23 protein-coding genes are annotated in these 23,052 nt (G+C 35.2%); 16 read left to right on the forward strand and 7 right to left on the reverse strand.

Annotated features, from left to right (window positions below; translation table 11 throughout):
* Nucleotides 1–37: 37 nt before the first annotated feature.
* Nucleotides 38–949 (reverse strand): bifunctional methylenetetrahydrofolate dehydrogenase/methenyltetrahydrofolate cyclohydrolase FolD, encoded by a 912-nt coding sequence (folD, locus tag O5639_RS03880; RefSeq protein WP_269625171.1) that lies wholly within the window; start codon nucleotides 947–949, stop codon nucleotides 38–40.
* Between the two features lie 73 nt (nucleotides 950–1,022).
* Here folD and O5639_RS03885 point away from each other — a divergent pair, with 73 nt between their 5' ends.
* Entirely contained in the window at nucleotides 1,023–3,110 is a 2,088-nt protein-coding gene (locus O5639_RS03885; RefSeq protein WP_420063666.1) for an HDIG domain-containing metalloprotein, read from the forward strand.
* A gap of 33 nt (nucleotides 3,111–3,143) precedes the next feature.
* Here the strand turns inward: O5639_RS03885 and O5639_RS03890 are convergent, their stop codons facing one another.
* The 3 genes from O5639_RS03890 to O5639_RS03900 all read right to left on the reverse strand — a co-directional run bounded on the left by O5639_RS03890 (nucleotide 3,144) and on the right by O5639_RS03900 (nucleotide 5,578).
* The gene (locus O5639_RS03890) at nucleotides 3,144–3,521 is read right to left on the reverse strand and encodes a hypothetical protein (protein ID WP_420063667.1); all 378 of its coding nucleotides are present in this window, start codon (nucleotides 3,519–3,521) and stop codon (nucleotides 3,144–3,146) included.
* Between the two features lie 65 nt (nucleotides 3,522–3,586).
* Entirely contained in the window at nucleotides 3,587–3,826 is a 240-nt protein-coding gene (locus O5639_RS03895) for a hypothetical protein (RefSeq protein WP_269625173.1), read from the reverse strand.
* A gap of 132 nt (nucleotides 3,827–3,958) precedes the next feature.
* Nucleotides 3,959–5,578, reverse strand: a complete 1,620-nt coding sequence (locus tag O5639_RS03900) for a 2-isopropylmalate synthase (protein WP_269625174.1) — start codon at nucleotides 5,576–5,578, stop codon at nucleotides 3,959–3,961.
* A 316-nt stretch (nucleotides 5,579–5,894) separates the two neighbouring features.
* Here O5639_RS03900 and O5639_RS03905 point away from each other — a divergent pair, with 316 nt between their 5' ends.
* Nucleotides 5,895–7,460: a glycoside hydrolase family 57 protein gene (locus O5639_RS03905; protein WP_269625175.1), complete on the forward strand. Its 1,566-nt coding sequence runs from the start codon at nucleotides 5,895–5,897 to the stop codon at nucleotides 7,458–7,460.
* Here the strand turns inward: O5639_RS03905 and crtL are convergent.
* Together crtL and gyrA are read right to left on the reverse strand one after the other, a co-directional pair.
* Nucleotides 7,457–8,698, reverse strand: a complete 1,242-nt coding sequence (crtL, locus tag O5639_RS03910) for a lycopene beta cyclase (protein WP_420063668.1) — start codon at nucleotides 8,696–8,698, stop codon at nucleotides 7,457–7,459. The two genes, O5639_RS03905 and crtL, sit on opposite strands and share 4 nt — an antisense overlap.
* The gene (gyrA, locus tag O5639_RS03915; RefSeq protein ID WP_269625177.1) at nucleotides 8,695–11,316 is read right to left on the reverse strand and encodes a DNA gyrase subunit A; all 2,622 of its coding nucleotides are present in this window, start codon (nucleotides 11,314–11,316) and stop codon (nucleotides 8,695–8,697) included. Before gyrA ends, crtL begins: the two co-directional genes overlap by 4 nt.
* A 253-nt stretch (nucleotides 11,317–11,569) precedes the next feature.
* Between gyrA and O5639_RS03920 the strand changes: the two genes are divergently transcribed.
* The 4 genes from O5639_RS03920 to rsmD all read left to right on the forward strand — a co-directional run bounded on the left by O5639_RS03920 (nucleotide 11,570) and on the right by rsmD (nucleotide 14,595).
* Complete coding sequence (locus tag O5639_RS03920) at nucleotides 11,570–12,733, forward strand: GuaB3 family IMP dehydrogenase-related protein (RefSeq protein ID WP_269625178.1); 1,164 nt, start codon at nucleotides 11,570–11,572, stop codon at nucleotides 12,731–12,733.
* A 216-nt stretch (nucleotides 12,734–12,949) separates the two neighbouring features.
* A complete protein-coding gene (gene trxA / locus O5639_RS03925) occupies nucleotides 12,950–13,273 on the forward strand; it encodes a thioredoxin (RefSeq protein WP_038653576.1) in 324 nt (107 codons plus the stop codon).
* Between the two features lie 55 nt (nucleotides 13,274–13,328).
* The gene (gene hisH, locus O5639_RS03930) at nucleotides 13,329–13,958 is read left to right on the forward strand and encodes an imidazole glycerol phosphate synthase subunit HisH (protein WP_269625179.1); all 630 of its coding nucleotides are present in this window, start codon (nucleotides 13,329–13,331) and stop codon (nucleotides 13,956–13,958) included.
* Between the two features lie 13 nt (nucleotides 13,959–13,971).
* Entirely contained in the window at nucleotides 13,972–14,595 is a 624-nt protein-coding gene (gene rsmD, locus O5639_RS03935; protein ID WP_269625180.1) for a 16S rRNA (guanine(966)-N(2))-methyltransferase RsmD, read from the forward strand.
* On the opposite strand, the gene petG is transcribed toward rsmD, so the two are convergent.
* Complete coding sequence (petG, locus tag O5639_RS03940) at nucleotides 14,543–14,662, reverse strand: cytochrome b6-f complex subunit V (RefSeq protein ID WP_011294783.1); 120 nt, start codon at nucleotides 14,660–14,662, stop codon at nucleotides 14,543–14,545. The genes rsmD and petG overlap by 53 nt on opposite strands.
* A gap of 55 nt (nucleotides 14,663–14,717) precedes the next feature.
* Between petG and O5639_RS03945 the strand changes: the two genes are divergently transcribed.
* The 10 genes from O5639_RS03945 (at nucleotide 14,718) to O5639_RS03990 (ending at nucleotide 23,052) form a co-directional block, all read left to right on the forward strand.
* A complete protein-coding gene (locus tag O5639_RS03945; RefSeq protein WP_269625181.1) occupies nucleotides 14,718–15,107 on the forward strand; it encodes a c-type cytochrome in 390 nt (129 codons plus the stop codon).
* 3 nt (nucleotides 15,108–15,110) lie between these two features.
* Nucleotides 15,111–15,848: an RNA methyltransferase gene (locus tag O5639_RS03950; RefSeq protein WP_269625182.1), complete on the forward strand. Its 738-nt coding sequence runs from the start codon at nucleotides 15,111–15,113 to the stop codon at nucleotides 15,846–15,848.
* Between the two features lie 53 nt (nucleotides 15,849–15,901).
* A complete protein-coding gene (locus O5639_RS03955) occupies nucleotides 15,902–16,975 on the forward strand; it encodes a serine hydrolase (protein ID WP_269625183.1) in 1,074 nt (357 codons plus the stop codon).
* Nucleotides 16,976–17,086: 111 nt separating this feature from the next.
* Nucleotides 17,087–18,175 (forward strand): magnesium chelatase ATPase subunit I, encoded by a 1,089-nt coding sequence (bchI, locus tag O5639_RS03960; protein ID WP_269625184.1) that lies wholly within the window; start codon nucleotides 17,087–17,089, stop codon nucleotides 18,173–18,175.
* Nucleotides 18,176–18,640 carry a crossover junction endodeoxyribonuclease RuvC gene (ruvC, locus tag O5639_RS03965; RefSeq protein WP_269625185.1) on the forward strand — a complete coding sequence of 155 codons (465 nt, stop codon included), beginning with the start codon at nucleotides 18,176–18,178 and terminating at the stop codon, nucleotides 18,638–18,640. It abuts the gene before it with no gap.
* 27 nt (nucleotides 18,641–18,667) lie between these two features.
* Complete coding sequence (locus tag O5639_RS03970) at nucleotides 18,668–19,264, forward strand: 5-formyltetrahydrofolate cyclo-ligase (protein ID WP_269625186.1); 597 nt, start codon at nucleotides 18,668–18,670, stop codon at nucleotides 19,262–19,264.
* A gap of 42 nt (nucleotides 19,265–19,306) precedes the next feature.
* Nucleotides 19,307–19,771 (forward strand): SufE family protein, encoded by a 465-nt coding sequence (locus O5639_RS03975; protein ID WP_269625187.1) that lies wholly within the window; start codon nucleotides 19,307–19,309, stop codon nucleotides 19,769–19,771.
* Nucleotides 19,772–19,805: 34 nt separating this feature from the next.
* Nucleotides 19,806–21,122 (forward strand): homoserine dehydrogenase, encoded by a 1,317-nt coding sequence (locus tag O5639_RS03980; protein ID WP_269625188.1) that lies wholly within the window; start codon nucleotides 19,806–19,808, stop codon nucleotides 21,120–21,122.
* Nucleotides 21,123–21,213: 91 nt separating this feature from the next.
* Entirely contained in the window at nucleotides 21,214–21,432 is a 219-nt protein-coding gene (locus tag O5639_RS03985; protein ID WP_269625189.1) for a hypothetical protein, read from the forward strand.
* Nucleotides 21,433–21,474: 42 nt separating this feature from the next.
* On the forward strand, nucleotides 21,475–23,052 hold the full coding sequence (locus tag O5639_RS03990; RefSeq protein ID WP_269625190.1) for an ABC transporter substrate-binding protein: 1,578 nt from the start codon (nucleotides 21,475–21,477) through the stop codon (nucleotides 23,050–23,052).

Raw genomic sequence — 23,052 nt, forward strand, 5'->3', positions numbered from 1 at the left:
AAATCTATTCCTAATAATTCTCTCAGGACATTGTGATTCATGGAAGTAAATTACTAATAGTTAAAGGTAATCCACAATGTTTCTGCCACCTGTCAACCGTATTTGCTAGAAGCATTGTTACTGTCATAGGCCCTACTCCGCCAGGGACAGGCGAATAAGAAGCTACTTTATCTTCAATTTCAAATATCTTTACATCTCCACAAAGTTTAGTCTTTTTGAGCTCTTTTATATTTTCCTGATCAGGCTGAAGTCTATGTATGCCCACATCAATAACCACGCAATTCTCACTTACATGATTTTTACCAATCAAATAAGGCTTGCCAGCTGCTACCACCAGTAAATCAGCCTGCTTAGTCAAAGAAGGTAAATCTTTAGTTCTTGAATGAGCAATAGTAACAGTAGCATTTGCAGCTTCAAGCATTAAGGCCATGGGCTTACCAACAAGAATGCTACGGCCAACAACAACGGCTCTTTTTCCTTCGATTTTGATTTGATTTCGCTCAAGAAGAGACATAACACCAGCAGGCGTACATGATCTTGGGCCTTTTTCTCCCTTTATTAATTTTCCTAGGTTCAAAGGATGTAGACCATCAGCATCCTTATCAGGGTCAATGTTCCTCAGCAAGGTAGACTCATCAAGGTGGTCGGGTAATGGTAGTTGCAATAAAATTCCATCAACATTCTTATCATCATTCAAACTTTTAATGGTTTCTATAAGCTCTTCCAATGAAATATCTTCTCTTAAATGCTTTGCGAAACTTCTAACACCTATTCGATCGCATGCTTTTTCCTTGTAATTGACATAAACTCCACTGGCAGGATCATTCCCAACCCTAAGGACAGCAAGACCAGGTGGACGTTCCGCAACTTCCAAACCAGATTGGATAGCCTTTTGAAGTATGAGTTCAAGCTCCTGAGCAAGTTTTTTTCCATCTAAAATTTTTGGCATAAATAAAATGAAAATGAATAGAATTTCAATTAAAAACTCATTAAACCTAGCGTCAGGGTAGGTGATAAAGACTTTGGCCAAATTACCCAGTCCACAAAAAATTTGGAGGATATGGTTAGGGAGTCAATCTCCCAGACGTCCAATACTTCGCTGGTCAGCCACTGACAAGTTAGGTCTACTAATGGTCTGCCTATTATTAGCAATATTTTCAAGTTATAAGTTACTTGCTGTTCCCGATCTCAAACCAGGAGATATTGCTCAATTCAATGTAATAGCCCCTAGAGATGCAAAGATAATAGATACTAAGGATTTAAAAGAAAAGAAACAAGGCTTAAAAGAAAATTTTGTTCAAGTAATAGACAAGAATCAATCAAATAATTTAGAAAAGACTGTTTTAAAAAAAATCAATACACTTCGCACCTTAAAGGATAATAATTTTGAGGTAGATTTAAATGAAAACAGTTTAACAAATTCAGAGAAAAGTTGGCTTATTAATGTTTCCGATAATAAATGGGAAGAATGGAAAGAAGAGATAAAAAATGTTTCAAGAAAAATGCTTTCTCAAGGTATTATAAATACACTTGCGCTAGATCAACTTAATGAAGCTTCTTCACTTCAATTAATAGATCTAGGTGGAAAAGATTCTCCAAGTAGATCATTAGGTGCAAAAATATTATCAAGTAGCTTTCATCAAAAAAGTAACTTAATAGTAGATGAGTTAAAAACCAATATATTACTTGAAAATTTAATTCATCAAGATGGTATAAACACAATAAATGTTAAAGAAGGCAATTTAATATTAAAGAAAGGAGAGACAATAAGTTCACAAGATTTTGCTATTCTAGAACACTTTAATAAAGTAGGTCGAAGTCCGAGGCCTTTAAAGTGGTTAATTACTTTCTCCGAAGCAATGTGTGGTTGCGGATTACTTCTTATGATTATGAGAAGAGAGAAACCCAGGCTTAAGGCTAGACACGGATTGCTATCCTTAACTTTATTATTTGTAGTTCAATTGACGAAAGATTGGATTGGACCGCTAGCAAGTCCTATGCAATTAATATTACCTCCAACTCTACTTCTTTCACAAGGAATAGGTACGACAACTTCATTAGCTTGGATGGCCACTGCTAGTCTGTTGTGGCCATCATCACTTAATGAATTAACTGAAATTAGACTAATAATTGCTTGTGTTGCTGGATCTTTTGTTGCATTTTTAGGTAGAAGGATGAGAAGCCGTGCACAAGTTCTTCAAATAGCTGTATTTATACCTTTTGGTGCATTATTAGGTCAATGGTTTATTTTTAATCAATTAATTAAAGAGAAAAATATAGGATCAAACAACCTATCTATTGACCCTAATTCCCTTTTTAATGAAACAGTTATTATAAGTGCAATATTAATGATAACTATATTAATTATTCCAATATTAGAAAATACATTTGGATTACTTACTAGAGCAAGATTAATGGAACTTGCTGATCAAGAACGCCCTTTACTGCGCCGTTTATCTAGAGAAGCCCCAGGAACATTTGAGCATACTTTAACAATTTCAAGTCTTGCGGAGGAAGGCGCAAGAGTCATTGGAGCTGATGTTGACTTGATAAAAACTGGAGCTCTTTATCATGATATAGGAAAATTACATGCACCTAATTGGTTTATTGAAAATCAGAAAGATGGAATAAACCCACATGAAGAAATAAAAAACCCGTATAAAAGCGCCGATATTCTTCAAGCCCATGTAGATGAAGGATTGAAGCTTGCGAGGAGATATCGACTTCCATCGCCTATTGCTGATTTCATACCTGAACATCAAGGAACATTGAAAATGGGATATTTTCTTCATAAAGCTCGAGAAAGTGATCCTTCTGCATCTGAAAAACGTTTCAGATATAAAGGACCTATTCCTCATTCCAAAGAAACTGGGATCCTTATGCTTGCAGATGGATGCGAAGCAGCTTTAAGAGCTCTTGATGCTTCTTCTTCAGACAACGAAGCGTGCAAAACAGTTAGAAAAATAATTCAATCTCGTCAGCTTGATGGTCAATTAAAAGAAAGCAGTTTAACTAGAGCAGAAATAGAAATAATCCTTAGGGCCTTTGTCTCTGTATGGAGGAGGATGCGTCACAGAAGATTGAAATATCCAAGCTTTAATTCAAGATAAAAAATATCAACTTTATTGAAATATCAATATGAGTTAAAGTCTTATTCGCCTATGACCTCTTCTACACCAATAGAGTAAAGCTAATAAGTTAAGCAAAGCGATTAGCAACAATAATCCACTAATGCCAAAAAGATCTTTAACTTTAATTAATCTGATTATTCCATAAGGCAAAGTTCCTGAAAGAGTCATAGACAAAGCAACTATTGATAAAATCACACCCCATCCTCTTTGAGCAAAAAGACCTGCTGAAGCAACAATTCCAGTTACTGCAGCTGGCCAAGCAAGACTAATAGCAAGGGTGATATTGGCAGTTTGAAGGGGCGGTCCTGATACAACTACATAAGCAATAAAAGGAATTGCAAGTGTATTAGAGATCAAACCAAACCAAGTAAGCGTCCAGTAGCCGCGCATTCCTGAACCCATTTTTAAAAAAATATTCTCTTAAAAAAAATCATAATAATGCATTAATAATTTTTTCATGCGAGAGAAGGTTGCAAACAATTAGATGGATAACAAACAGTTCTCCAAGTTCCATTCCCTGCAAGCACTTGTACACCGATACCTCTATCTTTAATTGTGCATCTCAACCCTTGACCATTGCACCACACTTTTGCCGCCTTAAGTGCTGCATCAATACTTTCATATGGAGCATCCAGAACATGATGAGGTGAACCATCGAGGCCTGTAAGTCTGTAAAGATTTCTTTTAAAAGCCATTTATGTGCGCATATCAAATCGTCACAACACATATTAATCTTTAATTAATATGAAATAGTGATTTATCTAAAAAAATTTACGGAACACTTGGAATATTTCTAAATATAGTTGAAATAATTAATTGAAAAATTCTCATACCCCTTTTTTATCGACCTGAGCCAAATCATGTTGTGGATGAATGGATTTCCTTCCTTGAGCAGCTACTAATCTATTAAGAGCATTTATGTATGCTTGGGCGGCTGCAACAACAACATCAGTATCAGCAGAATGACCAGAGAAGAGGTTACCATCTCTTCTTATTCGAATCGTAACTTCTCCTAACGCATCTATTCCTTCTGTAACTGACTTTACGGAGAATTCAATCAATTCATTAGGTTCTTGGGTTAACGAATCTAAAGCTCGTACAACTGCATCAACAGGACCTGTTCCGAGAGAGACGGCAGTTTTCTCCACTCCCTCTTCTCCAACAACAGTTACTGTTGCAGTAGGCATTAAAGATGTTCCACAACTCACTTGGACCAATTTCAATTGGAACAAAGCCTCTGGAAGTTGAACTTGTTCACTAACAATGGCCTCTAGATCACGATCTGTTATCTCTCTTTTCCTATCAGCTAAGTCTTTAAATCTAGCGAAAGCATCATTAAGATCTTCCCTATTCAAATCGTATCCAAGGTCTTCTAATCTAGCTCGAACAGCACTCCTACCACTCAATTTTCCCAAAGAAATTTTGTTGTCGGACAGCCCAATTGTTTTTGCATCGATAATTTCGTATGTAAGCCTATTTTTTAAAACTCCATCTTGATGTATTCCAGATTCATGCGCAAAAGCGTTTGCTCCAACAATTGCTTTATTTGGTTGTACCACCATCCCAGTCAAATTGGAAACCAAACGAGAGGATTTAGTTATTTCCTCTGTTCTTACTGCAGTTAAAGGGGTGGGAGATTCAGGAGGTCTGCCAAAAAACGGATTAAAATATGATCTTCTTACATGAAGAGCCATAATCAATTCTTCTAAAGCAGCATTACCAGCTCTCTCACCAATTCCATTAATAGTACATTCAAGCTGCCTAGCTCCATTCTTGACAGCCTCAAGGAAATTCGCGACTGCTAATCCTAAGTCATTGTGACCGTGAACAGAGAGAACTGCTTCATTGATATTTGGAACATTTTTATTGATATTTAATATTAAACCTCCAAATTCAGAAGGTGTTGTATAACCAACTGTATCTGGAATATTTATAGTATTAGCTCCTGAAGATATGGCTAATTCAATTACTTCATAAAGAAAATCTAGATCACTTCTTGCTGCGTCTTCACAGGAAAACTCAACATCATCAACAAAACTTTTAGCATAACCAACCATATCTGGAACGATATCAAGAACTTCTTTTCTGGATTTTCTTAATTTATGTTCAAGATGAATGTCACTGGTTGCTATAAAGGTATGAATCCTTTTTCTTGGGGCTGGAGCAATGGCATCAGCACAAGCTTTGATATCAGATTTTGAAGCTCTTGATAAACCGCAAATAATAGGTCCATCTTCTCCTCCTACATTCTCAGCTATTTTCTGGACTGCAGCAAAATCGCCCGCGCTAGCGAAAGGGAATCCTGCCTCAATAACATCCACACCTAATCTTGCTAATTGTTGAGCAATAGCTAATTTTTCCTCTAAATTAAGACTTGCTCCAGGGGATTGTTCTCCATCCCTCAACGTGGTATCGAAGATTAAAACTCGGCCCGGATCTTTGGCCATAGCATGAAATATATAAAGATAATTAGACCTTTTTAAGATCTATATGAATTGAATTGATTGTAGTATATTTATCTCATATTTCTACAAAGTTTATTAAGTTTCTAATTATTTAGTTGATCTTTTTTTATTTATATAATATTAAAAAATAAAGATTGGATATCAAATTCAAAGAAAATTTTTAATTAATAAATAAAAAATAATTTTTTCAAAGTATCTAATTTTACCAGTTTTAGTTTATAAGTTAAAGTTTATCTTTTTCAATGCTTCTAAAGAGTATAAGTATTCAAGGATCAAATCCAACAATCTGGAAATTTTAATGACTAAAGGCAATCTCGCCATAGTCCTGCATGCCCATCTACCTTACGTGCGATCAGAAGAACCTGGCTCATTAGAAGAGGACTGGTTCTTTCAAGCTCTAGTGGAATGTTATTTACCACTGTTAGAGACACTTGAAAATAGCGCTAGTGCAAAAGATCAAGCGCCTAAAGTCACAATAGGCTTATCGCCAACTTTGCTTTCTCTTTTGGAAGATCAGGTGTTAAAAAATCGATTTGAGAAATGGGTAACTATAAGAATAGAAGTTCTTAATAATTTAGAGAAAGACAGCATAAAAGCAGTACAACACTTGAAAGAGAACTTTAAACGCCAGCTAGAAAGCTGGAAGAATTGTCAAGGTGATCTAATAGGAAGATTTAAAAAATTACAAATATCAGAGGTAATTGATATTCTCACTTGTGCAGCCACTCATGGATATCTACCACTTTTAAGAGAAAACCCTGAGGCCGTCAGGGCTCAATTAAAAACTGCCGTAACAGAACATAAGCGCCTTTTTACTAGTTCACCATTGGGGATTTGGTTGCCTGAATGTGCATATTACGAAGGCTTAGATGAATTAATGGCTGAATCAGGATTGAGATATGCAGTTCTTGATGGTCATGGCTTGTTAAATGCAGATCCAAGGCCAAGATATGGCCTATATGCTCCTATCTGCACAAGAAAAGGAGTAGCTTTTTTTGGTAGAGATAGTGAATCAACTCTTCCAGTCTGGTCAGCAAGAGATGGATATCCAGGCAATCCAAACTACAGAGAATTCCATAGAGACTTAGGCTGGGATTTATCGATTGAGAGTCTCAAAAAGATAGGAATTAATGAAAAAAGGCCTTTAGGAATTAAATTATTTAAAATTTCATCTAAAAATACATCTTTAGAAAACAAGCAAGAATATGAGCCAAATGCGGCAAAAGAGATTGTTGAAAAAGATGCAGAAAATTATTTAAAGGAGAGAAAGAAACAACTTATAAAGCTTGGAGAATCAATGCAAATAGAGCCATTATTAATCGCTCCTTTTGATGCAGAACTTTTTGGTCATTGGTGGTTTGAAGGTCCGCAATTTCTCAAGCATTTATTTATTAAATCTAAAGGGGAAGGTATCAAGTTAATTACCTTAAAAGAGGCTCTACAATTAACACCAAAAATCCAATTATGCAATCCTTCCCCTTCAAGTTGGGGACAAGGTGGTTTTCATAATTATTGGTTAAACAAGTCAAATTCATGGATTGTTCATGAGTGGAGTAAAGCTGGAAGAGAAATGGTAAGTGTTTGTTCCGAGGGGTTAATAAAAGAATCAAATATCAAAATCATTAAACAAGCTGGAAGAGAGCTTTTACTATGTCAATCTTCAGATTGGAGTTTCATTCTCAAGGCAGGAACAACTACAGAGCTTGCAAGAGAAAGAATAAATTTGCATCTAAAAAGATTTTGGATGTTAATAAATGCAATAAAAGATAATAAAATTATAAATGATACAAGTTTTGAAGAAATAGAAAAAGAAGATTGTATATTTCCTTTGATTTCTCCAATAGATTGGAAAAAGAAAATTTAAATAATTTCTTGCTTTTTTACTAGAAAACCAATCATTCCTAATCTGACTTTAGATGGAGCAATATAAAATAATCTGAGCATAACGATAAATAGTCTGGGCAAAGGAAGAGTATTAGTTAAATATCCATACCAATCTTTTTTAGGTAATTTAAAAAAGGTATCAAAAAAAGATCTTAATAAAGATTCATCAAAGCTCATTAGTCGTTGAAGACCGAACTGATAAAGACGATGTCTTTGAACTAATTCATATGTCCATAGGGTTTTCCATCCTCTTCTGGCTATCTGAGAAGTAGGCATATTAGGATCTTTCTTTATTACTTTTGCTATCTCCTTTGCTAATGAGGGTGCTCTCCTTAAAAGTGATCCAACTAGATATCCTGAAGCAGGATGGACCATACTGGCCGAGCCTCCAAAAGCCAAAAGAGGTTGATCTCTATAAGGCAATGGCAAATTCATTGGAAAAAGGCAATGTTCTTCATGGATGATTTCCTCAATTTGAATACCTTTATTAGCTAATCGTGAATTTAATCTTGCTTTCAATGATTCAAATGAAACTGGAGGTGCACATGCCAAAGATGTTTCTTCTACAAAATAACTCCCGTCTCCCAAGTCCATAGCATAAAGAAATGAAGGTGGCTCTTCTAATTCTTTAGCCTTTAAATGGTCCGGTCTAAAATCCATCAATACAAAACTATTCTTCTCTACAGGGGCAGAACTAAATTTTCCAACCACGCCATAGGCTGCCTGCTTAGCTATTTGATCATGCTTAGGTCGTCTAATAAAAGGCGTTTTATGACCGCTTGCATCAATAACAATCCTAGCGAAATATTTTTTCCCGGTAGTGCAAATCACAACGGTTTCTCTTTCCCTAAAATCGATATTTTTTACAGTTTCTACTTGCCATGCAAGTCCATTACATCTCTCAAGGAGAGCCTCTTGAAAATTAATTGAATTTAAAAGACCATAATCAAGATAATGATTTATAAAGTTATTGCCCTTTTTAGTTAATCCATCTCCAAAGAAGCTGACAGTATCTTTCCATCTATATTTCAATAATTCTTGCATATTTAGAGACTCAAGTTCTGATGCCCAAATCCCATAAGTATTTGGCCAAGGTTCTAAAGGAGACTTAGACGCAATTGCCTGAACATCAAGTCCTTGTTGTACTAACTCAGCAGTTATGCAAAGAGCCGCTGGTCCTGCTCCCATAACTAATACATCGGAATTATTCAATTTCAATTTTTTGACGTTGGATCAATAGTATTTATGGATTCATTCGTTGTAGATGATTCTTTTTCTTCATCATCATTACTTTGCTCTGGTGGGACTAAAACAACTTCAGACAACTTATCACCATTATCAAGCTTCTGAATTCTTACACCGGTTGCAGCTCTAGATTGTTGAGAGATTTTATCCGCACTAGTTCTTACAATTACTCCTCTTTCACTCACTAACAATAATTCTTCTCCTTTACCTAAAACCCTTAAACCTACAAGTTCATCTCCATCTTTTCTGAATTTTATTGCTCTTAAACCCATTCCTGCTCTTTTTTGCAACCGAAATTGTGTCACAGGTACTCTTTTCCCTAGGCCGCTTCCAGAAGCAACAAGTACCCAAGGTCCTTCAGATTCTGATGATTCATCGTGTAGTTCTTCTTCTTCACTTTTATCAACATGATCAGCTAACTCAGTAGATAAAACATCCATACTTACAAGAGAATCTCCAGACTTAAGATTCATTGACTTAACACCTCTTGCTGACCTGCCTAAAGGGCGTAATTCAGAATCATTTAATCTAAAATGAATAGTCATTCCATTTTTAGAACCAATCAAAACACTATCCCCAGACTCAGCCAACCGAACCCAAGTCAAAGCATCACCACCTTCTAATCCTATTGCGATAAGTCCATTTGCTCTAATCTTGCTGAAAGCTGAAAGAGGTGTTCTTTTTATATAGCCCCCCCTAGTAAGCATCAATAAATAGTTTTCATCATCAAAAGAACTCACAGAAAGTAATGAAGTAATAGCTTCTTCCCTTGGAATTGGGAGTAATTGAACTATAGGAGTACCTTTTGCAGTTCTACTACATTGAGGAACTCTGTAAGCAGGAAGAGCATAAGCAACTCCTCTATCACTAAAAAGTAGGAGGCTGTCATGGTCATTACAACTAATAAATTTTTTCACCTCTTCCTCTCCTTGGCTTCGCGTACCTGCTTTACCTCTAGTACCTCGACTTGTTGCTTCAAATTCATTAACAGGCATCCTCTTTAAATAGCCTGTCTCAGTTAACAAAACTACTGATCTTTCATTAGCAATTAAATCAATATCCTCAAGTCCACCACCAAGTTCAAGAATTTTGGTTCTCCTAGGGGTATTGTACTTTTCTTTTATTTCATTTAATTCAATATTTGTTATTTCAAATATCCTTTCTTTTTTATTTAAAATATCTTTTAAATCTATTATCTTTTCAACTAAATCCTCATGTTCAAGTCTTATTTTATCCGCCTCTAAAGCTGTCAGCCTTCTTAACTGCATCTGCAAAATAGCATCAGATTGTATATCTGTTAAACCATGCAATTCTTGTAATTTCCTTTTAGCAGTAGCGGAATCAGAGGCAGATCTTATAAGACTAATTATCTCATCTAGCTGATCTAAAGCTAATAATAATCCTAATAATATATGATCTCTACTCTCAGCCTTCTTCAAAAGATATTTAGTTCTTTTTTTAATGGTTTCAACTCTAAAATCTAAAAATACTTGCAACATCTTTCTAAGTGACAATATAACAGGTTCACCATTAACTAATGCAAGCATATTTGCACTGAAATTAGTCTGTAAAGGAGTAAGTTTAAATAAATTATTTAAAACAACTTGAGGATATGAATCTCTTCTTAATTCAACAACAATTCTCATTCCATCTCTATCACTTTCATCTCTAATATCTGCAATGCCTTCAAGTTTTTTATCATTGACCATATCAGCTATTCTTTCTATTAATCCTGCTTTATTTGTTTGATAAGGAAGTTCAGTGATTATCACTGCATCCCTATCTGGTCTCCCTGGATTTTCAATAGTTTCTATTTCAGCGACTCCACGCATTGTGATTGATCCTCTACCAGAAAGATATGTTTCCTTAATTCCACTTCTGCCAAGTATCTGACCGCCAGTTGGAAAGTCTGGGCCTTTAATTATATTCATCAACTCTATTTCTTCTAGCTGAGGATTAGAAATTAAAGCCATCAATCCATCAATCAATTCGACCAAATTATGAGGAGGTATGTTGGTTGCCATACCTACAGCTATTCCAGACGAACCATTTAATAACAATTGCGGAATTCTTGCCGGCAAGACTGTTGGTTCTTGAACAGATCCATCAAAGTTATCCGCAAAATCAACTGTTTCAGATTCAATATCTTCAAGCAAGCTATCAGTGGTTAAAGATTGCAATCTGGATTCTGTATATCTCATTGCAGCAGGGGGATCATTATCAACAGAACCAAAATTCCCATGCCCATCAATTAGAGGCATCTGCATGGAAAAATCTTGCGCCATTCTGACCAAAGCGTCATAAACGGCAGTATCACCATGGGGATGGAATTTACCTAAAACTTCTCCAACCACGCGAGCGCATTTTCTGTATGGCCTATCACTAGTTAATCCCAGTTCATACATCGCATAGAGAATCCTTCTATGAACTGGCTTAAGTCCATCTCTCGAATCAGGCAAAGCTCTTCCAACTATTACACTCATCGCGTATTCCAAGTAGGAACGCGACATTTCGTTTCTTAAGTCAGTCTGTATGATCCGATCGTCGGATTCCCCGGGACCAGTACTATTAGGTCCCAATGGATCAGCCATATATAAGGGTTTTACCAATTATAAGAATATTCGAGCATTAATAAACCTTTTAAAGTAAATAACCATATAACTGAAAGTAAAACACCTCTAACAAGATCAACGACTACAAACAAATGATAAAAAAACCCCTCATAGAATTCCTAAATCAGCAAGTTAATTCAGAAAAAACAAAAAATCTTGATTATCTATTCCCAACATTTGCTCAATTTGGCACTTCAGTTGGTAGTTTGACGAGAACTTACAAAATTTAGGGGTGAATATTCAACTAGGACGAACCAAAACTGTTCGAAGAGCATATGGAATTGATGAAATTGCATTAGTTCCAGGAGGAAGGACAGTTGACCCAGAAATCACAAAAACCAACTGGGAAATCGGTGGGATTGAAAGAGATATTCCCATAATCGCAAGTGCGATGGATGGAGTTGTAGATGTAAAAATGGCAGTTGCCTTGTCAAAATTAGGTGCCTTAGGTGTTTTAAATCTAGAAGGAGTCCAAACTAGATATGAGGATCCGACAGAAGTCCTAACCAAAATCCACTCAATTGGTAAAGAGCAATTTGTTCCACTAATGCAAGAAATTTATAAGAAACCAATCAAAGAAGAATTAATTTTAAAAAGAATTCAAGAAATCAAAAAAAGTGGAGGCATTACAGCTGTAAGCGGGACCCCATTAGCTGCGATTAAATATAGGGATCTAGTCAAAGAATCAGGTGCAGATTTATTTTTCCTTCAAGCAACAGTAGTTTCTACAGAACATCTAGGGAAAGAAGGCAGTCAAAATCTTGACCTTTATGAACTTTGTGAAAACATTGGCATACCAGTTGCCGTAGGAAATTGCGTTACTTATGAAGTCTCTTTAAAGCTAATGAGAGCAGGAGCAGCAGCAGTAATGGTTGGCATTGGGCCAGGAGCAGCTTGTACCTCGAGAGGCGTCTTAGGAGTTGGAATTCCTCAAGCAACTGCCATATCTGATTGCTCTGCGGCAAGGGATGATTTTCAAAAAGAAAGTGGGAAATATATCCCAATCATTGCTGATGGTGGCATTATCACTGGTGGAGATATTTGTAAATGCATAGCTTGTGGAGCAGACTCGGTAATGATTGGATCCCCAATTGCTAGATCCGAAGAAGCTCCTGGGAAAGGTTTTCATTGGGGCATGGCAACACCAAGTCCTGTCCTCCCTAGAGGTACAAGAATTAAAGTTGGAACAACAGGAAGTTTAAAAAGCATTCTTTGTGGACCTGCAATTCTTGATGATGGAACCCACAATTTATTAGGAGCAATCAAAACATCAATGGGAACTCTTGGAGCTACAAACATCAAAGAGATGCAGAAAGTTGAAGTAGTAGTTGCACCTTCTTTGTTAACAGAAGGAAAGGTTTACCAAAAAGCACAACAACTTGGAATGGGAAAATAAAGATACGGAAAGATTTCAGGATTTAATACATCGGTTAGGATTAGGTAGTGAGAGCCTTTGCTCTCACACTCCTCACACTCCACATAACCCGAATTATTCGGGTTTTTCTTATTAAAAGCAAACAAATTAATATTCAAACTTCATTTAAAAATGGCAGCAAAACTTTTTTTAGGCAAAATACAATTGTTATGATCTAGTTCTTAAGACTTCCAAGGTATGTCCACAGCTTCTGCAGTAACTGATTCCTCTTTCGAACAAGAAGTCCTCCAGAGCGATGTGCCTGTTTTGGTTGATTTCTGGGCACCATGGTGTGGGCCTTGCCGTATGGTTGCGCCAATTGTTGAAGAAATCTCTAAAGATTTCGAAGGTAAAATAAAAGTTTTTAAATTAAACACTGATGAGAACCCAAATGTGGCAAGTCAGTACGGGATAAGAAGCATCCCAACTTTAATGATTTTTAAAGGAGGACAAAAAGTAGATACAGTTGTTGGAGCAGTCCCTAAAGCAACGCTTTCAGGAACAATATCTAAACATCTTTGATCAAATTACAGAATTTAGTTTCATAGCACTTTAAAACGATTCTAGGGGAAATCCATTGGCAAAAATTGGATTAATAGATTATGGAATGGGAAACCTTTTTTCAGTTCAACAAGCATTCAAAAGGGTAAATCAACCTTTAAGTATTATTTGCAATATAAAAGCACTTAAATCATGCGATGCTTTGATTCTTCCTGGTGTAGGGGCTTTCGATCCTGCAATGATTAATTTAAGAAAAACTGATTTAATACCTTCAATAATTGATTGGGTAAATAATGGCAAACCGCTTATTGGCATATGTCTAGGGTTACAGCTCTTATTTGAGACTAGTGATGAGGGAACTTCAAAAGGTTTAGGGGTTATAAAAGGCCATATTCGAAGATTGCCTCAAGAAAAAAGTGAAAGAATACCGCATATTGGTTGGTCACCAGTATTCAAAACAAACAAATGTCCCATTTTAGAAAACTATCCAGATTCCAACTGGATGTATTTCGTTCATTCATACACAGCATGTCCTTTAGAACAAAAAAATACCGTAGCAATAACAAAATTTGGAAAGACCCACTTCTCATCCATCGTCTGGCATAAAAACACTGGTGCTTGCCAATTTCATCCTGAAAAATCTGGTCTTGCAGGACAAAAACTTATTTTAAACTGGATTAATTGGTTGAAAAAAACTAACTTTTAGTTTGAAAGGGAAATTGAGACTTATTTCTGGGAAACGGATAGAAAGTCCTTTAAACAAAAATACAAGACCTACGTCCTCAAAAGTTAGAGAGGCCATAATTAATATTCTTGGAAAGAAACTCGAAGAAGCAAGTTGGTTAGATCTTTGTAGTGGAAGTGGCGCAATGGCGTGTGAGGCCCTTCAAAAAGGTGTAAAGAGGGTTCTTGCCATTGAAAAACAAAGAGAAACCGCAAAAACATGTAAAAAGAACCTTATCGACATATCAAAAACTGTGGGTCATTCATTGCATATTGAAGTCATATGTAATGAATTGATCTCTTTTCTAAAAAAAGGGCCGGAAAACAAGAAAATTGAATTTATTAAAAATTTTCCTCGTTCTGAGCAAAAATTTGACTTTGTTTTTCTTGACCCTCCATACGAATCTGAGTTATATGAAATTTCTCAAGAACTTTTATTGGCAAAACAATGGATTAAAAAATCATCAACTTTGATATGCGAATGCTCGTCAAAATCATTGCCAACAATACATAATGGTTGGGAATTAAATAAAGAGAAATTCTATGGAAACACCTCTCTTCTTTTTCTTATTCCCAATCAGGCATTGAACTACTTCGACGATACTGATTCCATGCACTAACAAAAAGGCCTAATAATGTTATGGGAACAAGTCCAAGAACAATCCCACATAGCAGAGGCTCAATCATTTTTTCGCATATTTATGATTACAGTTAACAATTCTTTCATGTCAAAGAGGTTTTAGTGAATACTCCGTCATCAAAATCATTAATTGATATGGAGCAAAAAATCAGCTCTTGGAGAAGGTTATTTTTATCTATTACCACTGTCATCCTACTTATTATTTTTTGGACAATTGGAGACTTTAAACAAGAACCTTTTATATCTGAAACTTTATCTATTGAAGGTGAGGCTCTATCTGGAAGTAAATTATTCAAAATCAATTGTGTAGGTTGCCATGGGATTTCCGCTCAAGGTTTTGTAGGGCCTGACTTACATGAAGCAACGCAAGAAATGAGTGATAAAAAGATTATCAATCAAGTTATTCAGGGATTGACTCCACCAATGCCAAGTTTTGAAATTGAACCGCAATCAATGGCTGATCTATTGGCATATATGCACTCTCTAAACTAACTTGTGACTAACAAAAAAACTCTAAAAGTTGTACTTGTTGAACCAGCAGGAACAATAAATATTGGTAGCGTTGCAAGACTATGTGAAAATTTTAGTGTTAATGAATTGAGAATAGTTTCTCCTAAATGCAATCATTTAGATCAAGAAGCGAAAAAGATGGCTGTCAAGGGAATAAAAATTTTAGAAAAGGCAAAACTATTTAAGGATCTAAATTCAGCACTTTCAGACTGCACAAGAATTATTGCTACTTGTGGGAGAAAGGATCATGGAGAGATTCCGCTGGCTTCAAACAAAGACGCATTGAGTTGGGCACTTGAATCAGAGAGAGATGAAACCATAGCTTTGGTCTTTGGAAGAGAAGATAGAGGCTTAACTAACGAAGAGCTTCTAAAAGCAAATAAAGTAATTAGTCTTAATACGAGTAAGAGCTATCCATCATTAAATCTTTCACATGCAGTAGCAATAATCTTGCATCAATTTAATCTAATTAATGAACTTGATTTATTAAAACCCAATAAAATAATAAGATATCCCGCAAATTTTATTAAATTAGATGATTGCATGAATGATGCAGGTGGCCTTTTGCTTGATATTGGATTCTTAATGAAGCATACATATAAAGCAAAGATGGCGAAAATCAAACAGTTGCTTATAAGAGCCGAAATAAAAGATGATGAAGTTGCACTAATTAGAGGAATAATTAGCCAAGCACGATGGAAAATTAACAATACAAATGATTAATTAAGATATCAAGCTACAATAAATAGGAAATATTTATATTCTTTGATTTTAAAGTGAAAAGTTATCTAAAAGTAATCACGAATATATTTTTAACCAGCATAAGCCTATCAGTTCTACTTGGAAGTTCACTAAGAATCGTTGGGCCTATTACTCAAAGAAGTAACGCTAACAGAAAACTTAATCTTAAAGGCAAATCAAGAATATCAAATGAAAAACAATTACAAATTAGAAAATCAAAATTAAAATTATTTTCTAATGATAAATTAGAAAGATTTGAAAGACTAGAAACTTTAATCAATAAATGGGAGAATCTTATAATTAAGAATCCAGATCTACAAGTTAGTGCTTTTTTCTTATCATTAGATAATGAAATTTATGCAGAAGTAAAATCAGAAATAAAGCTTTCTGCAGCTAGTACTTTAAAGGTTCCTATTCTAATAGTTTTACTTACGATGTTAGATAGAGGTGAAATATTTTGGAATGAGGATTTGATTCTTACAGAAGAAACAATTGGTAGTGGTTCAGGCTGGATGGCTTACCAAGAAGTTGGTGAAAAATTTCCTGTTTTTGAAGTAGCTACGGAAATGATAAGAGTGAGTGATAATACTGCAACTAATTTATTAATTAAAAGGTTAGGAGGAATAAATATAGTTAATCAAAAATTCAAAGAAATTGGATTAAAAAATACACAAATAAATAACTATTTGCCTGATCTAGACGGTACTAATCTTACATCCACCAAAGATCTCTCTTTAGCAATGGCTCTTGTAGATGGCGGATATCTACTTAATGTTAATTCTAGAGATATTTTCAGGGAAATAATGCAAAAATCAAACACAAACACCTTAATTCCCTCTGGGATATTAAAAGGTCTTGGGAAAGAATCTAAAGACACTGACTATCATCTTTCATTAAAAGGTTATTTAGTTCACAACAAAACTGGTGATATTGGAATCTCATATTCAGATACTGCTCTGATTCAAGCTCCAGATAACACAAGGGCGTTCGCAAGTTTTATCGTCAAAGGTCCATTTAATGATCCAAGATCATCTAAGTTGATAAGAGATTTATCGGCAGAATTAGTCCCTTTTTTAATGCCAAGTCAAAATTCAAGTACTCGAGATTAGATTTTTTAGTGGTTAAAAAAAATCTTTGCTTTTCATTATCATTTTTTTTTTGAACTTTATCAATCTAAAGTGGCCTGGTTATGAAACAATCTTTTTAATAGTACTAAGAAAGTGAGTTCAACTAGAAAACGCAGAGTTTTTCCATTCACTTCAGTGATTGGGCAGGAAGAGATGAAGCTAGCGCTTCTTTTAAATGTTATTGACCCGAGAATCGGCGGGGTAATGATAATGGGTGATAGAGGCACTGGAAAGTCCACGACCATAAGAGCACTTGCCGATCTCTTACCTGCTATAGAGGTTGTTGAAGGAGATCCCTATAACAGCTCACTTGATGATCCAGACCTTCAAAGCAATGATGTCAGGGAAAGAATAGACAGTGGCAGTGACATTAAAAAAGGCGAGAAGCAGGTTCCAATGATTGATCTACCCTTAGGTGCTACTGAAGATAGACTCTGCGGAACTATTGATATTGAAAAGGCTCTTAGCGAAGGTGTAAGAGCTTTTGAACCAGGACTTCTAGCCAAAGCAAACAGAGGGTTGCTTTATGTTGATGAAGTCAACTTACTAGATGATCACCTCGTTGACGTACTTCTAGACTCTGCAGCATCAGGCTGGAATACAGTTGAACGTGAAGGGATATCGGTTCGTCATCCTGCAAGGTTTGTACTTATAGGTTCAGGCAACCCCGAGGAAGGTGAATTAAGGCCTCAGTTACTTGATCGTTTTGGGATGAGTGTAGAAGTTAGAACAGTAAGGGAAGCAAAACTTCGCGTTCAAGTTGTTGACCAACGCACAGCCTTTGACAATGATCCTGAATCTTTTAGCGATTCGGTTCAAGCTAATCAAGACTCCCTTCAACAAAAAGTGGTTGATGCTCAAAATTTACTTAATGAGGTTTCCATAGATGAAGATCTCAGACTAAGGATTTCAGCAGTTTGTGGTGAACTTGATGTTGATGGACTTAGAGGAGATATCGTGACCAATAGAGCGGCCAGAGCTCTTGCAGCCTTTGAAGGAAGGAAAGAGGTTACGGAAGAAGATATTGCTCGGGTAGTCTCGACAGCTTTAAGGCATAGACTTCGAAAAGATCCTCTAGAACAAGTGGATTCTGGAGATAGAGTAATTAAAGCTTTTTGCAAAATATTTGAAAGGAATGAAAGTACTGATGTATCTGAATTTGAACTAGCAGCAACAAACTAAGTGAGAATAATAGGAATAGATCCTGGCTTAGCAAGAGTAGGTTATGGAATTATTGATCAAATAGACGGAAAGAAAATAATGCTTGATTGCGGAATTATTGAGACGAAATCAATACAAAAAGAAGAAAAAAGACTGGTAGAGATTTCAAATGATTTAAGCTCAATAATTAACAGATGGAATCCAAATACTGCAGCAGTTGAAAAGTTTTTTTTCTATCGTTCTAGTACTACTATTAGTGTTGTTCAAGCTCGTGGAGTGATAATTATGACCTTAGGAAAGCACAATCTTCCAATTCAAGAGTTCCCACCAATGCAAATCAAACTTGCTGTGACCGGTTATGGTCATTCCGATAAAGATGAGGTTTTAAAATCTGTCATGCATGAACTCAGTATCACTTCACCGCCTAAGCCAGATGATGCTGCTGATGCCCTAGCAATCGCACTTACTGGAATCTATCTTAAATAAAATATCTATAGTTAAAAGCACCTTTTCATGGAAAATATATATGATGATATTAAATCAATAAAAGAAATTAAAAGAAAGGAATATAATTTAATCCGTAATTCAAATTCATTTTTAATAAATGAAAAAATAAAGTTAAATGTCAAATCATCATTAAATATACTGTTAAATAAATATCATTTTGAAGGGAAATATATAGGTATTTATTGGCCATTAAAAGGTGAGGTAGATATAAGATTTATAAAAGAAATTAATAATCAAAAAGTTGCTTTACCTTCGAGTTCTAAAAGTAAAGGCATTAGCTATCATCATTGGTCAAACAAGCAACTAGAGATAGATTCAAACAACATTCCTGCACCATCCCAAGAAAAAGCTATTAACCCTAATCTTATTTCTATCCTATTTGTACCCGCGATAGCTATCGATCAAGAAGGATACAGACTAGGCTACGGAGGAGGTTACTTTGATCGACTTCGAAAAAAAGATTTGTGGTTTTCTATACCATCATTTGTTGTCATCAGTAATAATTGCATTTCTAAAAAACCATTACCTAGAAACAGATGGGACGTTCCATTTAATGGTTGGATTAGCGAAAATGGTCTACATCAAATTGAAGCAACTAAATAAGTAGTTAAGCTTTAAGATAAATCAATTGCTTAATCTGAAGAGGTGACTGAAATCAAAGAAAAGTCTTTCATCAATACCTACGGAAGTGATTCATTAGATAATCTTATAGAGCGTCTACAATCAACTTCAGATCCCAAAAGGCGCTATGAATATATTCTATGGCTTGGAAAAAGCTTGCCGTTACTAAGTGAAGATCTCCACCTGGAAACCACTAAAGTAAAAGGTTGCATTTCAGAAGTATATGTTCTTGGGACTATTTTGAATGAAAGAATTCAATGGAAAGGATATTCAGACGCACTCATAACAAAAGGATTGCTGGCTTTTCTAATAAAAGGTTTAAATGATCTAACACCTTTTGAAGTACTCTCTATAAATGAAAAATTTATTGAGATGACAGGACTAAGCAAAAGCTTGACGCCATCGAGAGCAAATGGTTTTCTCAACATATTTCTCAAAATGAAAGCTCAAGCAAAAAACCTGTCAATACAAAGCAATGAGAATGACTAAATAGCATTTCAACAAATCATCACATTATAAAAACATGAAAAAAGTTGGTATCGGTTTACTTGGCCTAGGAACTGTTGGCCAGGGTGTTGCAAATATCATTAGTAGCCCAAATGACAGACATCCATTGGTGGGAGAACTTGAACTTATTGGTGTTGCAGTAAGGGATCTCCAAAAGAGAAGAGATATATCCATCTCAAATTCAATTCTTACAACAAACCCAATTGAGATAGTAAATAATCCCAATATTCAAATAGTTGTTGAAGTGATGGGCGGAATAGAGCCAGCAAAATCATTAATTATCCAAGCCATAAGAGCAGGCAAATCTGTTGTAACTGCAAACAAAGCAGTAATTGCAAGACATGGTGAAGAGATTTCCAATGAAGCAAAAGCCGCAGGGGTCTATGTCCTAATCGAAGCAGCAGTAGGAGGTGGGATCCCAATAATCGAGCCTCTAAAGCAATCTTTAGGAGGGAATCAGATAACTAAAGTAAGCGGGATAATAAATGGAACAACTAATTACATACTCTCCAGAATGGATAAAGAAGGAGTTGACTATGCTGATGTTTTAAAAGATGCCCAAGCTCTTGGATATGCAGAAAGTGATCCAGCCGCTGATGTCGAGGGGGCCGATGCCGCTGACAAAATTGCAATTCTAAGTGGCCTTGCTTTTGGCGGAGCAATTAATCGAGCTGACATACCAACAACTGGAATAAATCTCCTAGAAGGCATAGATGTTAATTATGCAAGAAAGTTAGGATATGGAATCAAGCTTTTAGCAATATCTGAAAAAGGCGAAACTCAATCGAAAAGTGAAAAAAGTCAACCACTATCTGTTTGGGTTGAACCAACATTGGTACCTGAAGATAATCCATTAGCAGGGGTAAATGGAGTTAACAATGCAATCCTTGTGGAAGGAAATCCCATAGGCCAAGTAATGTTTTTTGGACCAGGTGCAGGGTCCGGTCCAACTGCATCAGCTGTTGTTGCAGACATACTTAACATTGCTGGCATTCAGTCTATGAGTGGAGACAAAATCTTTAATTTAGATCCACTTCTATCAGCAAAAGGATGGAGAAATTGTCACGTAGCAGAAAAGAAAAAAATCACTAAAAAAAATTACATACGGCTTATTGCAGAAGATAATCCAGGAGTAATTGGAGAAATCGGGACTATTTTTGGAAAGAAAAAAATATCTATTGAATCAATAGTGCAATTCGATGCAATAGATAAACAAGCAGAGATAGTAGTTATTACTCACAAGATTAATCAAGGTCAACTGGAAGATGCTCTTTTAGAAATAGAAAACTTGTCACAAGTCAGGAGAATTGCAGCAACGATGGGTTGCCTTTAGCTAACGAAAACTAGTCAAATCCGAATTAAGTTGCTAACTATATAAATAGAAAAAGGAAATTTTATCTTAAATTTCTTTTCGGAACTAAACCATGACAACATCCAAAAACGTAATTGAGAAAGCCAAAAAAGAAACAGGAAAAAATATTAATCAAGGAGATTGTGTTTATCTAAATAATCAAGAAGAACTTTTTCAAGTATTAGGCATAGATAATGCTTATGAAAAATGCTGGGTTCGCGAATGGCCTCTCAATCCCAATGGATCTCCTGTCTTCGAGATATCAATCAAACAAGTTTCAACTAATCAATAAATATTTTGTTCACGTTGAGATAATCATAGAATTGTATACTAAATGTTAAAACTGAATTGCATTAAAAATATTTTAAAAGGCTCAGGTATTATCTTTATTTTATTACAATTATCTTGCGCCCAATACCAGGAAAGAGAAAAAATTATTGTTGCAAGTGCAGGTAAAATTGAATCTCTTGATCCTGCTCAAGCTAATACTCTTAGGACACTACAAATATTAAGCGCTCTTGGAGATACTTTATACAAAATAAATAAGGAAGGACATCTTCAGCCAAGTTTAGCTAAAGATTTACCAAAAATAAGTAATAATGGCTTGCTAATTGATATTTCACTCAAAGAAAATATTTCTTTTCACGATGGAAGTCTTTTCAATGCAGAAGCGATGGCATTTAGTCTTAACCGATTTAGGGAAATAGGAACTTTAAATTACCTATTAAATGAAAAGATAGAAGATATTGAAGTAAAGGATGAATTCCTTATAAGAATAAAATTAAAAAAGCCATCGAGTTCTTTAAAAAGTCTTTTAACATCTGTAAATTTAACACCTGTATCTCCTAATTCATATTCAAATTATAAAGATAGTTTCAATAATAAAAATTTCATAGGTACGGGTCCTTACTTCTTAGAAAGTTTCAACTCAAGTCAACAAATAATCAGGCCATTCAATAATTATTGGGGAGAAAAGCCTCTAAACAAAGGTATTGACTTTATCAATTACAGTAATTCTAGTACTCTTTTTGGAGCTATAAAAACGAAAGAAGTTGATGTCCTAATCTCAAATTCTATAGATGATATGCAGCGATTAGCTTTAAATAATATGGTTAATAAAGATCAACTTAGATCAGGAGAAGGTGACCCAATAGAGATAGGATATATTACATTTAAAAGTAATGAATTACCTTTAGCACATAAAACAATAAGAGAAGCTCTTTCCTACACAATTGATAGAGAACTAATTAGTCAGCAAGTAAGTTTTGGAACTAGAGAACCCTTAAGATCAATAGTTCCTCCTCAATTACACAAAAAGGAATTTTCTCCATGGCCTAAATATAATCCTAGTGTTGCAAGATCCTTATTAAAAAAAGAAGGCTACTGCGAATCAAATATTCTTTCTATTCCATTAACATTTAGATCTAATGTACCTGCTGATAAATTACTTGCACTTACATGGAAAGATCAAATAAAAAGAGATTTATCTGATTGTATAGAAATAACATTAAATGGAATTGAATCAACCACAGTTTACAAACAACTTTCCGAAGGGGCTTTTGATGCAGTCATACTAGATTGGACTGGAGCATATCCTGACCCGGAAGCATATTTAACTCCCTTATTAAGTTGTAATGAAATAAATAATAGTTCTTGCCTCAAGGGTGAAGCTGTATTCAGTGGTAGTTTTTGGGGTGATAATAAAGTTCAAGAACTTCTAGAGAAAAGTGAAGAGTTAGAAGGAGAAAGCAGGTTAAAGAAGTTAATACAAGTTGAGCAACTTGCTGCACAAGGAAGTGCCTACTTACCAATTTGGCTAGTTAATCCTAAAGCTTGGTCTTTAAAAGATATAAGTCAACCAGAATTCTCAAGTGATGGATTAATTATTCTAAAAAAATTAAAAAGAGACTAA

Source organism: Prochlorococcus marinus str. MIT 1214 (assembly GCF_027359355.1).
GTDB lineage: Bacteria > Cyanobacteriota > Cyanobacteriia > PCC-6307 > Cyanobiaceae > Prochlorococcus_B > Prochlorococcus_B marinus_F.

Coding starts and splice junctions, on each gene's coding strand:
- O5639_RS03900 (WP_269625174.1), bottom strand. CDS start 5,578: ATGGCCAAAGATCCGGGCCGAGTTTTAATCTTCGATACCACGTTGAGG.
- O5639_RS03990 (WP_269625190.1), top strand. CDS start 21,475: ATGTTAAAACTGAATTGCATTAAAAATATTTTAAAAGGCTCAGGTATT.
- folD (WP_269625171.1), bottom strand. CDS start 949: ATGCCAAAAATTTTAGATGGAAAAAAACTTGCTCAGGAGCTTGAACTC.
- O5639_RS03905 (WP_269625175.1), top strand. CDS start 5,895: ATGACTAAAGGCAATCTCGCCATAGTCCTGCATGCCCATCTACCTTAC.
- petG (WP_011294783.1), bottom strand. CDS start 14,662: ATGATTGAGCCTCTGCTATGTGGGATTGTTCTTGGACTTGTTCCCATA.
- O5639_RS03985 (WP_269625189.1), top strand. CDS start 21,214: ATGACAACATCCAAAAACGTAATTGAGAAAGCCAAAAAAGAAACAGGA.
- O5639_RS03980 (WP_269625188.1), top strand. CDS start 19,806: ATGAAAAAAGTTGGTATCGGTTTACTTGGCCTAGGAACTGTTGGCCAG.
- O5639_RS03890 (WP_420063667.1), bottom strand. CDS start 3,521: ATGCGCGGCTACTGGACGCTTACTTGGTTTGGTTTGATCTCTAATACA.
- trxA (WP_038653576.1), top strand. CDS start 12,950: ATGTCCACAGCTTCTGCAGTAACTGATTCCTCTTTCGAACAAGAAGTC.
- O5639_RS03895 (WP_269625173.1), bottom strand. CDS start 3,826: ATGGCTTTTAAAAGAAATCTTTACAGACTTACAGGCCTCGATGGTTCA.
- gyrA (WP_269625177.1), bottom strand. CDS start 11,316: ATGGCTGATCCATTGGGACCTAATAGTACTGGTCCCGGGGAATCCGAC.
- O5639_RS03970 (WP_269625186.1), top strand. CDS start 18,668: ATGGAAAATATATATGATGATATTAAATCAATAAAAGAAATTAAAAGA.